This is a genomic window from Massilia oculi, from assembly GCF_017582745.1.
Taxonomy (GTDB): domain Bacteria; phylum Pseudomonadota; class Gammaproteobacteria; order Burkholderiales; family Burkholderiaceae_D; genus Telluria; species Telluria oculi_A.
On sequence record NZ_JAFVIM010000007.1, the window covers coordinates 132500 to 145920 of the forward strand.

Genomic DNA, 13421 nt, shown 5'->3' on the forward strand with positions numbered 1-13421 from the left:
CGGTCCACCCTACCGCCCTGTGGCGTCGCCTTTCATGTGCAAGGCGCCATCCGCCGGCTCGACGACCGAACCCTTGGGGGCGCGCCTTGCCACCAGCTCGTGGTACAGCGCCGTATAGTTCGCCGCCATCTTCTCTGACGTAAACAATTCTTCGAACCGCGCCTCGGCGCGGCGGCCCATGGCGCGCGCCATGTCCGGGTTGTCCCACAGGGTGCGCATCGCCGCGCGCAGCGCCGGCGCGTCGGACGGCGGCACCACCAGGCCGGTATCGCCATCGACGTTGATATAGGTGGTGCCGGTGCCGATCTCGCTCGAGATCATCGGCTTGCCGTACATCGCGCCTTCGAGCAGCGAAATGCCGAAGGCTTCCGAACGCAGGTGCGAGGGGAAAGCCACCGCATAGCACAGGGTCAGCAGCGCCGCCTTGTCCGGTTCGTCGATCGCGCCGACGAACATCACATTGGACAAGCCCAGGCGCGCGGCCTGTTCCTTGAGCTCCTGCTCGATCGGCCCGGCGCCGACGATCACGATCGGATAGTCGAGCCCTTGCGCCGCCTCGAGCAGGATGTGCAGGCCCTTGTAGTAGCGCAGCACGCCCACGAACAGGAAGAACTTGGGGCCCACGCGCTCGCGCCAGTGCGCCAGGCGGGCCGGTTCGGGCTGCGGATAGGTGCCGCGGTCCAGGCCGAAGGGAATCACCGAGGTTTTTTGCTTGTAACGCGCCAGCACGGTCGACGAACCGAGGTAGTTGGGCGAGGTGGCGACGATCGCGTCGACGCTCTTGAGGAAGCGGTGCTTGAGCGGCTGGTACAGGCGCAGCAGGTGGCGCTGGCGCACGATGTCGGAGTGATAGGTGACCACCGTCGGCTTGTCGACCCGGGCCATGAAATGAGCCAGGTCCATGAAGGGCCAGGGGAAGTGGTAGTGCACCACGTCGGCCTGCTTCGCCAGGCGCGCCAGCGCGCCGATCGACTGCACCGAGATGGCGTTGGATGCGATCTCGGCATTGAGCGGCACACGGTGCACCATATGGCCTTCGAATTCGAACGGGACCAGGTTGTCGTGTCGCGACAACGACAGCACCGTATTGCTCACGCCGAGGCGGCCGGTGCCCACGCACATCTGGCGGATCACCTGTTCGACCCCGCCCACCGAATCGGGGTGGTAGGTCTTGTAGAAATGAAGGACACGCATAATCAACTCAGCTTACTGCGAAAGGACGGCACGGTACACCTCCGCCGTCAGGCGTGCGGTGTTTTGCCATGTCAGTTGTTCGGCGCGGGCGCGTCCGGCGGCGATACAGCGCGCGCGCGCAACACCGTCCGTGGCCAGGATCCGCATGGCGTCGGCGATGGCGCCGCTCGACAAGGGGTCGACCAGCAGCGCCGCGTCGCCCGCGACTTCCGGCAGCGAGGTCGTGTTCGAGGCCACCACCGGCACGTTCGAGGCGAAGGCTTCCAGTACCGGAATGCCATAGCCCTCGTACAAGGAGGGAAATACGAAGACGCCGGCGCCGGCATACAGGTCGCGCAATTGCCCATAATCGGTCAGGCGATCCAGCCAGACCACGTTCTCGCCCGCCGCCTGCGCCGCCTTGATCGACGCCACCAGGGCTTCGCTGCGTGCGCCGGGCGCACCGACGATCACCAGGCCGCGTTCAAGGCGCAAGGGCGCGGGCAGCGCGAGATACGCTTCCAGCAGGCGCTCGACGTTCTTGCGCGGTTGCAGGGTTCCAACAAAGAAGAAATAGCCAGGCTGCAGGCCATAGGCGTCCAGGGTCGCCTCGATCGAGCGCGGTGCTGGTGCGGTGAGCCATTCCTCGTCGACGCCGCAAGGCACCACCGAGATGCGCCGCTCGTCGACGCCGAAGCATTCGACCAGTTCTTCGATGGCGAAGTGCGACAGCGCGATCACGTGGTCGGCCTTGCGCGCCGCCCGGGCTTGCAGCCAGTTCTTGAGCTTGCGCAGGCGCGGGTTGCACCATTCCGGATGCTTGATCGGCAGCGCATCGTGCAGGCTGGCCACCACCGGGCAATCCATGCGCACCACGCGGTAATCGGTCACGTGGAAAATGTCGGCCGGCATGTGGACACGGTGCGCGCCCGGCGTCACCAGGTCGATCAAGGTCGCTGTCTCAAAAGATTGAGGGAATGCCTGGCCGATGGAGATACCCGCATCGCCCTGGCGCAGGCGGGGCCAGGAAAACGGCGCCACCTCGCAGAGCGTTGCGGGCAAGTGCTGCATCAAGGCCCGGGTGTAGACGCCGATGCCGTCCAGCCGGCCACCGGTCAAACCGGGCTCGACCATGGTCGTGCCCAGACCGACCTTGATGACTGCGGGTTTCACGCCCTGTACATCCAGTCCAGCGTCTCGTGCAGCGGGGTCGGCGCCAAGTCGCCGATCACGGCGGCCAGCTTGCGATTGCTGCCAGTCAGTTGAAGCACGTCGTTGGCGCGCACGAAGGCGGGATTGACCTGCACGTCGATGCGGTAGCCGGCGATCTCGCCCATCGTCTCGATGACGCTCGACAGCGAGTGCGGGGTGCCCGAGCAGACGTTGAAGGCTTCGCCGGCGGGCGCTGCCGCCAGCAGGCGGCGATAGCTGCGCGCCACCATGCGCACGTCGGAGAAATCGCGCGCGATGGCGAGATTGCCCAGTTCGATGCGTTGTTCGTTGCGGCGGAAGTGATTGACGATCTTGGGCAGCAGGAAATTCTCGGCCTGACCCACGCCGGTGTAATTGAATGGACGCACGATCGTGATCGGCAGCTTGTCCATCCACAGGCGCGCCATGTATTCCATCGCCAGCTTGCTGACCGCGTAGTCGTTGGCCGGCGCCGGCGGCACGCTTTCGTCGATCACCGGCACGTTGGCATTGCCGTAGATATTCGCCGACGACGCCAGCAGCACGCTGGTGGGGCGATGCGCGCCGGCCGCCAGTGCTTCGAGCAGGTTGCGCGTGCCCACCACGTTGACGCGGTAGATCGCCTCGACGTTGGCATGGCCCACGAAGGCGATGCCGGCCAGGTGGGCCACGACGTCGGGCTTGACCTCGGCGACCATGGCGGCCACCGCGTCGCGGTCGCACAGGTCGACCGCATACACATCGGGCCCGGTTTCCTCGCCCGGCATCACGGTGCCGCACACGCGGTAGCCGGCGGCCGTCAGTTCTTGCGCCAGGTAATGGCCGGTGAAGCCGCGCAGGCCCGTGATCAGGGCACGGCGGCCCTCCCCTTCGCGCCCGCTCGCCTGCTTGGCGAGGGCGGAAACGTCATCCGTGGCCAGGCGCGTCATATCAGAACGAGAAGCCCTGTTCGTTGCGACGCAGGTCGGCGTCGACCATCATCTGGCACAGCTCTTCGAGCGTGGTCTTCGGTTCCCAGCCCAGCTCGCGCTTGGCTTTCTCGGGGTCGCCGATCAGCAGGTCAACTTCGGCCGGACGGTAGAACTTGGGCGAAACGCCCACCAGCTTCTTGCCGCTCTGGCTGCAGTGGGCCACTTCCTGCTCGCCCGAACCGCTCCAGTCCAGCGTGACGTTGGCCGCCTTGAAGGCCATGGTGACGAAGTCGCGCACGGTCTCGGTGCGGTTGGTCGCCAGCACGTAGGTATCGGGCTTGTCGGCCTGCAGCATGCGCCACATGCCTTCGACATATTCCTTGGCGAATCCCCAGTCGCGCTTGGCGTCCATATTGCCCAGCTCCAGCAGTTCCAGCTTGCCTTGCACGATCTTGGCCACCGAATCGGTGATCTTGCGGGTCACGAACTCGCGGCCGCGCAGCGGCGACTCGTGGTTGAACAGGATGCCCGAGGAACCGAAGATGTCATACGACTCGCGGTAATTGATGGTCATCCAGTGCGCATACAACTTGGCCACGCCATACGGGCTGCGCGGGTAGAACGGCGTATCTTCTTTCTGCGGGATGGCCTGCACCTTGCCGAACATTTCCGAGGTCGACGCCTGGTAGAAGCGGATCTTCGGATTGACGATGCGGATGGCTTCCAGCAGGTTGACGGCCCCCAGGCCGGTGATCGAGGCGGTGGTCACCGGCTGGTCGAAGGACACGCCGACGAAGCTCTGCGCCGCCAGGTTGTACACCTCGCTCGGCTGCGCCGTTTCGATCAGGCGCAGGCTCGAGGCCAGGTCGGTCAGGTCGTATTCGACCAGCGACAGGTTCGGATGCGAAGTGATGCCGAGTTCATCGATGCGCCAGAAATTGACCGAGCTCGAGCGACGGTAGGTGCCGGTGACGTGATAGCCTTTTTCCAGGAGCAACTGGGCCAAATAGGCGCCATCCTGGCCGGTGATACCGGTGATGAGGGCTCGTTTGTTTTGCATGTTCTTGGATGGGTATGAAGTGGTCTTGCGGGCGCCACGTATTATCTGACGAGCCCGGCGAAGCAAGGATTGTAACAGAGGAGGTCGGTTTGCCTAATTGCACACCAGAAATGTGTGCAATTAAATCAACACTTATCTGAACATTATGACCCGAAAATGACGCGCTGCGACGGTCGCTTACGGTTTGTTACCAGTGTCTTTGCAGGACGACAAACGGCGACACCTAAAGACAGGTGCAGACAAAAACGCCTGCCCCGGCGCAAGGCGCGCGAGGCAGGCGTCAAGTACAAACCGGCTAAATAATTACCGCTGGGAAACAGCGTCCACCACAGCCAGCGCCGTCATATTGACGATCCGGCGCACCGTCGCCGACGGGGTCAGGATGTGGACCGGACGCGCGCAGCCGAGCAGGACCGGGCCGATCGCGATGCCGTTGCCGGCCGCCGTCTTGAGCAGGTTGTACGAGATATTGGCGGCATCGATGTTCGGCAGCACCAGCAGGTTGGCGTCGCCCTTCAGGGTCGATTCCGGCATGATCTTGGCGCGGTTCTTGGCGTCGAGCGCGGCGTCGCCGTGCATCTCGCCGTCGATTTCCAGTTCCGGCTTCTTCTGCTGCACCAGGGCCAGGGCGGCGCGCATCTTCTGCGCCGACTCCGAATTGGCGCTGCCGAAGTTCGAGTGCGACAGCAGGGCCGCGCGCGGGCTGATGCCGAAGCGCTCCATCTCCTCTGCCGCCATGATCGTGATCTCGGCCAGCTGCTCGGCGTTCGGATTCTCGTTGACGTGGGTGTCGACCATGGCCAGCTGGCGTTCCGGCGTGATGATGAAGTTCATCGCCGCATAGACGTTGGCGCCGGCGCGCTTGCCCAGCACCTGGTCGATGAATTCCAGGTGCATCTGGGTGGTGCCGTAGGTGCCGCAGATCATGCCGTCGGCTTCGCCCTTGTGGATCATCATGGCGCCGATCAGGGTGTGGCGGCGGCGCATGGCCAGCTTGGCCAGGTCTTGCGTCACGCCCTTGCGCATCACCATCTGGTGGTAGGTCGTCCAGTAATCGCGGTAGCGCTCGTCGAAGTCGGGGTTGATGACGTCGAAGTGCACGCCCAGCTTGAGGCGCAGGCCGAACTTCTCGATGCGCTGCTCCAGCACCGCCGGACGGCCGACCAGGATCGGGCGCGCCAGCTTCTCGTCGACCACCACCTGCACCGCGCGCAGCACGCGTTCGTCCTCGCCTTCGGCGTAGACGATGCGCTTGAGCTCCGGCGGCGCGCTCTTGGCGACCGTGAACAGCGGCTTCATGAAGGTGCCGCTGCGGTAGACGAACTGCTGCAGGGTTTCGGCGTAGGCTTCCAAGTCCTCGATCGGACGGGTGGCGACGCCGCCATCCATCGCAGCCTTGGCCACGGCCGGCGCGATATGGGTCAAGAGGCGCGGGTCGAACGGCATCGGGATCAGGTATTCCGGGCCGAAGGACAGGTTCGAGATGCCGTAGGCCGAGGCCACGATGTCCGACTGCTCGGCGTGGGCCAGGTCGGCGATCGCGTGCACCACGGCGATTTCCATCTCGCGCGTGATGGTGGTCGCGCCGCAGTCCAGGGCGCCGCGGAACATATAGGGGAAGCACAGGACGTTGTTGACCTGGTTCGGGTAGTCCGAACGGCCGGTGGCGATGATGGCGTCGCCGCGCACCGCCTTCGCGTCTTCCGGCAGGATTTCCGGGTTCGGGTTGGCCAGCGCCAGGATCAGCGGGCTCGGGCCCATCTTCGCGACCATGTCCTGCTTGAGCACGCCGCCGGCGGACAGGCCCAGGAAGATGTCGGCGCCGGGAATCACGTCGGCCAGCGAACGGTGCGGCGTGTCTTGGGCGAAGCGCTCCTTGTCCGGGTCCATCAGCTCAACGCGGCCCTTGTAGACCACGCCGGCCAGGTCGGTGACGAAGATGTTCTCGATCGGGAAGCCCAGGTCGACGATCAGGTCGAGGCAGGCCAGCGCGGCCGCGCCGGCGCCCGAGACCACCAGCTTGCATTCCTTGATGTTCTTGCCGACGACTTTCAGGCCGTTCAGGATGGCGGCGCCGACGATGATCGCGGTGCCGTGCTGGTCGTCGTGGAAGACCGGGATCTTCATGCGCTCGCGCAGCCGGCGCTCGATGTCGAAGCACTCGGGCGCCTTGATGTCTTCCAGGTTCACGCCCCCAAAAGTAGGCTCGAGCGCGGCGATGATGTCGACCAGCTTGTCGGGATCGGTCTCGTTGATCTCGATGTCGAACACGTCGATCGCGGCGAACTTCTTGAACAGCACGCCCTTGCCTTCCATGACCGGCTTCGACGCCAGCGGACCGATATTGCCCAGGCCCAGCACGGCGGTGCCGTTGGAAATCACGGCGACCAGGTTGCCGCGCGCGGTGTATTTGTAGGCGGCGGCGGGATCCTTGACGATTTCCTCGCAAGGCGCGGCCACGCCCGGCGAATAGGCCAGGGCCAGGTCGCGCTGGTTCAGCAGGCCCTTGGTGGGCGCCACGCTGATCTTGCCGGGACGGGGAAACTGGTGATACTCGAGCGCTGCTTGACGCAGTTGCTGACGTAATTCTTCTTTTTTGTCAGATGACGAATCCATGCTGGGCAGCCTTCCTGAAGCAAAACGGGACTTTCGATTCTATCAGACAGGATGTTGTCAATGGCTACGTATTTTCACCACACTTATGTGCGGTTGCAGCAATTCCTGGCAGGCCAACGGAGGGCGGTACAATCGCCGCCATGCTTTCCGAATTCGACCTCATCAAGCGTTATTTCAAGCGCGAGCGCCCCGGCCGCCCCGATGTCGCGCTCGGCATCGGCGACGACTGCGCCCTGCTCTCTCCAGCCCCTGGCCGCCAGATCGCGATCTCGTCCGACATGCTGGTCGAAGACCGTCATTTCTTCGCCGGCGCCGATCCCTTCATGCTGGGCCACAAGGCGCTGGCCGTAAACCTGTCGGACCTGGCCGCGATGGGCGCGCGGCCCATCGCATTTACTTTAGCGCTGGCGCTGCCGCGGGCCGACGAGGCATGGCTCGACGGTTTCTCGCGCGGCCTGTTCGCGCTGGCCGACGAGCATGGCTGTGAGCTGATCGGCGGCGACACCACCAAGGGGCCACTGAATATCTGCATCACCGTGTTCGGAGAAGTGGCCCCCGGCCATGCGCTGCGGCGCGCTGCGGCCAGACCGGGTGACGACATCTGGATCTCGGGCACGCTGGGCGATGCGCGCCTGGCGCTGGCCGGCTGCTATAAAGAGGTCGACCTCCCTCCGGAGGCGGAAGCACTGGCGGCGCCGAGGCTGCACATGCCGACACCGCGCGTGGCCCTGGGCCTGGCGCTGGCCGCGGCGCCGATCGCACACGCCGCGCTCGACATCTCGGATGGCCTGGTCGGCGACCTGGGGCATATCCTGGCGGCGTCAAGCGTCGGCGCCACGCTCGACGTCGATGCGCTGCCGGCCGGTCCGGCGCTGGCGCGGCAAGACCTCGCGCTGCGGCGCCGCTTCACGGCGGCCGGCGGCGACGATTACGAATTGTGCTTCACGGCGCCGATGTCACAACGTGCGGCGGTGCTGGAAGCGGCGGCGCAGGCCGCCACGCCGGTCACCCGGGTGGGAGCGATCGAGACCGCGCCCGGCCTGCGCCTGGTCGACAAGCATGGCGCGCCGCTCGACCTGGGCTTGACGGGCTGGGACCACTTCAGCGGCAGCTGAATATCTCAATGCGATGATACGAACGCCGGATTGGCCTGCGGCGGCAGCGCGAAGCTGGAACGCATGCGCCTGGCTTCCTGCGCCGGACTCAGGCCGAACAGGCGCTTGAACTCGCGTCCGAATTGCGAGGCGCTTTCATAGCCCACCTCGGATGCCGCGACCGCCGCGCTGCGGTCGTTGCGCACCATGAGCAGCCGCGCCTGGTGCAGCCGGATCGATTTCAGATACTGGATCGGCGTGGTGCCGGTGACCGTCTTGAAGTGCTGGTGATAGGTCGGCACGCTCATGGCGGCGTCCAGCGCCAGCTGTTCCACCGTCAGCGGCTCGCGGTAGGCCGCGTGGATGCGCCGCAGGGTCTTGAAGATCTGGCCGAACTTTCCCTGCCGGGCGAGCGCCGCGCGCATGGCGCCGCCCTGCTCCCCGGTCAGCACGCGGTAATACAGCTCGCGCAGCAATCCGCGTCCCAGCACCGCCGCCTCCAACGGGTCGGCCAGCGCCTGCACCAGGCGCAGCACGGTCGCCGCGAAGGCCGCGTCGACCGGCGTCGACACCATGCTTTTCGCGCCCGCCTCGGCCAGGCCGCCATGCCGCTGGACCTGCAGCAGCACGTCGGCCGCCAGTTCGAGATCCAGGTGCAGGTAAATGGCCAGCAGCGGCTCGGCCGCGCTGGCCTGGGTCTCCATGGTGAACGGCACCGGCACCGCCACCGCCAGGTAGTGCCGGGCGTCATAGCGATACACCTCGCCGCCGAAATACCCCTGCTTGCTACCCTGGCACACGATCACGATGCCGGGGTCGTACAGCACCGGCGTGCGCGCCAGCGGGCGATCGGAACGCAGCAGCCGGACGTCCGGCAGTGGCGTCAGGTTATAGCCTTCCAGCGGCGACAGGGCGGCCAGCAGTTCGACAGTTTGTTCGTGGGCACTCATAGGATCAGGCTAGAAATCGACCATTTAAGGCATCAACGGCCTGGAACCGAAGAATATCATGCCAGTCATCGCAAACAAGGAGGGCATATGGGCAAGCTATTCTTCATCACCGGCGTCAGCAGCGGATTCGGGCGTGCGCTGGCGCAGGCCGCGATTGCGGCTGGCCACCGCGTGGCCGGCACGGTGCGCGGCGCGGAGCAGGCCGCGGCCTTCGCGGCCCTCGATCCGGCGCGCGCGCATCCGCAGTTGCTGGACGTGACCGACGACGCCGCCATCGAGGCGGTCGTGGCCCGCGTCGAGCGCGAGCTGGGGCCGATCGACGTGCTGGTCAATAACGCCGGCTATGGCCACGAGGGCGTGCTGGAAGAATCGCCGCTGGACGAGATGCGCCGCCAGTTCGAGGTCAATGTATTCGGCGCGGTGGCCGTGATCAAGGCCGTGCTGTCCGGCATGCGCCGGCGCCGCCAGGGACACATCGTCAACATCACCTCGATGGGCGGCACCATCACGATGCCGGGCATCGCCTATTACTGCGGCAGCAAGTTCGCGCTGGAGGGCGTCTCGGACACCTTGAGCAAGGAACTGGCGCCGTTCAATATCGCGGTCACGGCCGTCGCGCCGGGATCCTTCCGCACCGACTGGGCCGGGCGTTCGATGGTGCGCAGCCCGCGCGCGATCGGCGACTACGACGCCAGCTTCGAACCGGTGCGGCGGGCGCGCATCGAGAAAAGCGGCAAGCAGCCCGGCGATCCCGCCAGGGCGGCCCAGGCCATCCTGCGCCTGGTCGAGAGCGAACGGCCGCCGGCCCACCTGCTGCTGGGCAGCGATGCGCTGGCGCTGGTACGCGCCGCCCTCGCCGAACGGCTGGCCGAGATCGATGCCTGGGAGGCCGTGACCCGTTCGACCGACGGCTGAAAGGATCGGCACGGGGCGGGAAACTCTGCTTGACGAGCCAACCTACCAGAAGGTAGGATGCTCGCATGAAGAAAATGTCCAACACCTCCGAAGACATCCTGACCTGCGCACGCGCCCTGATCGTGGCCGGTGGCTACAACGGCTTCAGCTATGCGGACATCGCCGACGTCGTCGGCATCCGCAAGGCCAGCATCCACCACCACTTTCCGAACAAGGTCGACCTGGTCAAGGCCATCGTCGTGCAGCACCGCCAGGCGACGGCCGACGGGATCGAGCGGCTGCAGCAGGCGATTCCCGACCCGCTCGCCATGTTGCGCGCCTATACCCAGTACTGGGAAAAGTGCATCGAAGACCTGAGCGCGCCGTTCTGCGTGTGCGCCCTGCTGGCCGGCGAACTGCCGATCCTGCCGGCCGACGTGGCGGTCGAGGTGCGCGGCTACTTCCGCTTCCTGTCGGCCTGGATGGCCTCGGTGCTGGAACGCGGCGTCCAGCAAGGCACGATCCGGCTGGCGCAGGCGCCCGAGGTCGAAGCCGAGGTCTTCATGGCCACGGTGCACGGCGCCATGCTGTCGGCACGCGCCTATGGCGATGCGAAGGTGTTCGGCGCCATCACGGCCGCCCATCTGGCGCGCATCCAGGCGCCGGCATGAGTGTCACCCGGGCGCTTCACAAGAACGCCCGGATCCGGTCCGGTCCCGCCAGTCAGGGCGCAGCGTGCGGGCACCGGCATTTTTTTGCACCCACAATCTACCAACTAGTAGGTATATACATGAATAATATTGCATTCCGTCGATTCATCCCATTGCTGGCCGCCGCGACGCTGGCCGTGGGCGCCGTGTCGCCGGCCCTGGCTGCGGGCAATGCGCAGGACAAGGTCAATGTGCGCGGCAAGATCATTGGCCTGTCCGCCAACACCCTGCAAGTGAAAAGCCGCGAAGGCGAAACCGTGACGGTGACGCTCGCCGAGGGCTACAAGGTGGCCGGCGTGGCGCGCGCGACCATGGCCGACATCAAGCCGGGCAGCTTCGTCGGCATCGCCTCGCTGCCGAAGGCCGAAGGCGGCGACGGCGCGCTCGAAGTGCTGGTGTTCCCGCCCGCGATGAAGGGGGTCGGCGAAGGCAGCTATGCCTGGGACCTCAAGCCGAAAAGCAATATGACGAATGCGACCGTGGCCAATGCGGTGCAGGGCGTCGACGGCCATACCGTCACCGTGTCCTACCACGGCAAGGAAAAGAAGATCGCCATCCCCGACGGCACCCCGATCGTGACGCTCGGACCGGCCACGGGCGCCGACCTGAAGCCTGAAGCGGTCGTCTTCATTCCGGCGCAGAAGGACGCGAAGGGCAAGCTGGTCGCGCAGCAGATCGTGGTCGGCAACAACGGCATCGTGCCGCCGATGTAATCGCCACCGAGGTCCCCATGCACATCCACCAGGCAGTCCAGGAACGGGCGGCGCCGCGCGTCGTCATGATCCAGCGCCACGCCGTCGTCACGCGGCTCACCCACTGGCTGAACGCCGTCTTCTTTTGCGTGCTGGCGGCCAGCGGCATGCAGATCTTCAATGCCTGGCCGCAGCTGTACTGGGGCCAGGCCGGGGCCGACAGCGCGCAAGCCTGGCTCGAGATCGGCGCCTTCCCCGCCTGGCTCACCTTGCCCTCGGCGCAAGACCTGGCCGCCGGGCGGCGCTGGCACCTGTTCTTCGCCTGGTGTTTCGTTTTCAACGGCGCCGCCTACCTGGCGTATGGCCTCTTGAGCGACCACTTCCGGCGCCACCTGCTGCCGCGCCGGCGCGAACTCGCCGCACGCCACCTGTGGCGCGAAGTGGTCGACCATGCCCGCCTGCGCTTCGCGCACGACGAGCGCGCACGCGACTACAACGCGCTGCAAAAGCTCAGCTACCTCGCCGTCATCGGCCTGCTGCTGCCGCTGATGGTGCTGACCGGCCTGGCGATGTCGCCCGGGATGAATGCCGCCGCACCCTGGCTGCTCGACCTGTTCGGCGGACGCCAGTCGGCCCGCAGCCTCCATTTCATCAGCGCCGCGCTGCTGGTGCTGTTCCTGGTCGTGCACCTGGCCATGGTGCTGCTGTCGGGCCCGTGGAACAACCTGCGCTCGATGCTGTCGGGACGTTATGCGATCCAGCAGGGAGGCCCCCATGACTGACTTCCGTGCCGGCCGGCGCCGCTTCCTGGCCGGCGCCGGCGCCCTGGCCCTGGCCGGCTGCGACCCGGGCGGGCCGTCCGCCGGGGCCGGCGACGTCCTGCGCCTCGCCGAAAGCCTGACGATGGGCGTGCAGCGCCGGCTGCTGGACCGCACGGCGCTGGCGCGCGAATACACCGAGGCCGACATCTCGCCGCGCTTTCGCGTCAATGGCACGAGCATGCCCGACAGCGACGAATATGCCGCGCTGCTCGCCGACGGCTTCGCCGACTGGCGCTTGCAGGTCGGCGGACTGGTCGCACGCCCGCAGACGTTTTCGCTGGCCCAGCTCAAGCTGCTGCCTTCGCGCACCCAGATCACCCGCCACGACTGCGTGGAAGGCTGGAGCGCGATCGGCAAGTGGACCGGCGTGCCGCTCGGCTTCCTGCTCGGCGCAGTCGGCATCATGCCGTCCGCGCGCTACGTGGTGTTCCACTGCGCCGACGAACTGGAACGGACGCTCGACGGCAGCGGCCGCTATTACGAGAGCATCGACATGGTCGACGCCTTCCACCCGCAGACGATCCTCGCCTACGGCATGAACGGCGCCGACCTGGGCGTCGGCCATGGCGCGCCGCTGCGGCTGCGCGTCGAGCGCCAGCTGGGCTACAAGCAGGCCAAGTACCTGATGCGGATCGAGCTGGTGGACAGCCTTGCCGGCCTGTGGGGCGGCAACGGCGGCTACTGGGAAGACCGCGGCTACGAATGGTATGCCGGCATTTAATTTCAACCGAAGGAGGACACCATGAACAAACTATCCAACCACCACGCCGCCGATGAAGGCTGGCTGAAACGCTACTACTTCGTGCGCGCCGGCTTTGCGATCTGCTGGGTGATCGCGGTGCTGGCGCTCGCCAGCCAGTCGGCCGTCGCCAGCGCCGTGCTGCTGGTCGCCTATCCCGCCTGGGACGCCCTGGCCAACGTGGCCGACGGCCGCCGCAGCGGCGGACTGGCGGCCAACCGCACCCAGCTCCTGAACGTCGTCGTGAGCCTGGCCGTCGCGCTGGCGCTGGCGGTCTCCCTGCCCGACATGCACCGCGTGCTGGCGGTGTTCGGCGCCTGGGCCATCCTGTCCGGCCTGCTGCAGCTCGGCACCGCCGTGCGCCGCTGGAAGTCGTTCGGCGCCCAGTGGGCGATGGTCTTGAGCGGCGCGCAATCGGCGCTGGCCGGCGCCGTATTCATCGGCCAGGCGCGCATGCCGGCCGAACCCACGGTCGCCACGCTGGCCGGCTATGCGGGCTTCGGCGCCTTCTACTTCCTGGTGTCGGCGCTGCTGCTGCAGTTCCGTCCTCGGCGCCTGCGGGCCGGCTGA

Annotated in this window: 13 protein-coding genes; 7 read left to right on the forward strand and 6 right to left on the reverse strand. The window is 66.4% G+C overall.

Translation table 11 applies throughout. The features are described from left to right. Window positions 1-9: 9 nt before the first annotated feature. The 5 genes from J3U95_RS10840 to J3U95_RS10860 all read right to left on the reverse strand — a co-directional run bounded on the left by J3U95_RS10840 (window position 10) and on the right by J3U95_RS10860 (window position 6951). Window positions 10-1194: a glycosyltransferase family 4 protein gene (locus tag J3U95_RS10840; protein ID WP_208278614.1), complete on the reverse strand. Its 1185-nt coding sequence runs from the start codon at window positions 1192-1194 to the stop codon at window positions 10-12. 12 nt (window positions 1195-1206) lie between these two features. Beyond that, window positions 1207-2346 carry a glycosyltransferase family 4 protein gene (locus tag J3U95_RS10845; RefSeq protein ID WP_313166151.1) on the reverse strand — a complete coding sequence of 380 codons (1140 nt, stop codon included), beginning with the start codon at window positions 2344-2346 and terminating at the stop codon, window positions 1207-1209. Further along, window positions 2343-3293 (reverse strand): GDP-mannose 4,6-dehydratase, encoded by a 951-nt coding sequence (locus J3U95_RS10850; protein WP_208278615.1) that lies wholly within the window; start codon window positions 3291-3293, stop codon window positions 2343-2345. Before J3U95_RS10850 ends, J3U95_RS10845 begins: the two co-directional genes overlap by 4 nt. Window position 3294: 1 nt before the next feature. Continuing rightward, on the reverse strand, window positions 3295-4335 hold the full coding sequence (gene gmd / locus J3U95_RS10855) for a GDP-mannose 4,6-dehydratase (RefSeq protein ID WP_109346174.1): 1041 nt from the start codon (window positions 4333-4335) through the stop codon (window positions 3295-3297). Window positions 4336-4638: 303 nt separating this feature from the next. Next, window positions 4639-6951, reverse strand: coding sequence for an NADP-dependent malic enzyme (locus tag J3U95_RS10860; RefSeq protein WP_208278616.1), 2313 nt, complete (start codon window positions 6949-6951; stop codon window positions 4639-4641). Window positions 6952-7091: 140 nt separating this feature from the next. Here J3U95_RS10860 and thiL point away from each other — a divergent pair, with 140 nt between their 5' ends. Continuing rightward, entirely contained in the window at window positions 7092-8066 is a 975-nt protein-coding gene (gene thiL, locus J3U95_RS10865) for a thiamine-phosphate kinase (protein ID WP_208278617.1), read from the forward strand. A gap of 5 nt (window positions 8067-8071) precedes the next feature. Here the strand turns inward: thiL and J3U95_RS10870 are convergent, their stop codons facing one another. Then, complete coding sequence (locus J3U95_RS10870; protein ID WP_208278618.1) at window positions 8072-8995, reverse strand: AraC family transcriptional regulator; 924 nt, start codon at window positions 8993-8995, stop codon at window positions 8072-8074. Between the two features lie 87 nt (window positions 8996-9082). Between J3U95_RS10870 and J3U95_RS10875 the strand changes: the two genes are divergently transcribed. The 6 genes from J3U95_RS10875 (at window position 9083) to J3U95_RS10900 (ending at window position 13421) form a co-directional block, all read left to right on the forward strand. Beyond that, complete coding sequence (locus J3U95_RS10875) at window positions 9083-9910, forward strand: oxidoreductase (RefSeq protein WP_208278619.1); 828 nt, start codon at window positions 9083-9085, stop codon at window positions 9908-9910. Window positions 9911-9975: 65 nt separating this feature from the next. Beyond that, window positions 9976-10560 carry a TetR/AcrR family transcriptional regulator gene (locus J3U95_RS10880; protein ID WP_208278620.1) on the forward strand — a complete coding sequence of 195 codons (585 nt, stop codon included), beginning with the start codon at window positions 9976-9978 and terminating at the stop codon, window positions 10558-10560. Between the two features lie 119 nt (window positions 10561-10679). Then, window positions 10680-11312, forward strand: a complete 633-nt coding sequence (locus tag J3U95_RS10885; protein ID WP_208278621.1) for a hypothetical protein — start codon at window positions 10680-10682, stop codon at window positions 11310-11312. Between the two features lie 17 nt (window positions 11313-11329). Beyond that, on the forward strand, window positions 11330-12073 hold the full coding sequence (locus J3U95_RS10890; RefSeq protein WP_229519763.1) for a cytochrome b/b6 domain-containing protein: 744 nt from the start codon (window positions 11330-11332) through the stop codon (window positions 12071-12073). Next, window positions 12066-12833 carry a molybdopterin-binding protein gene (locus J3U95_RS10895; protein ID WP_208278622.1) on the forward strand — a complete coding sequence of 256 codons (768 nt, stop codon included), beginning with the start codon at window positions 12066-12068 and terminating at the stop codon, window positions 12831-12833. The genes J3U95_RS10890 and J3U95_RS10895 overlap by 8 nt, the downstream gene beginning before the upstream one ends. A gap of 21 nt (window positions 12834-12854) precedes the next feature. Then, window positions 12855-13421: a DUF308 domain-containing protein gene (locus tag J3U95_RS10900; protein ID WP_208278623.1), complete on the forward strand. Its 567-nt coding sequence runs from the start codon at window positions 12855-12857 to the stop codon at window positions 13419-13421.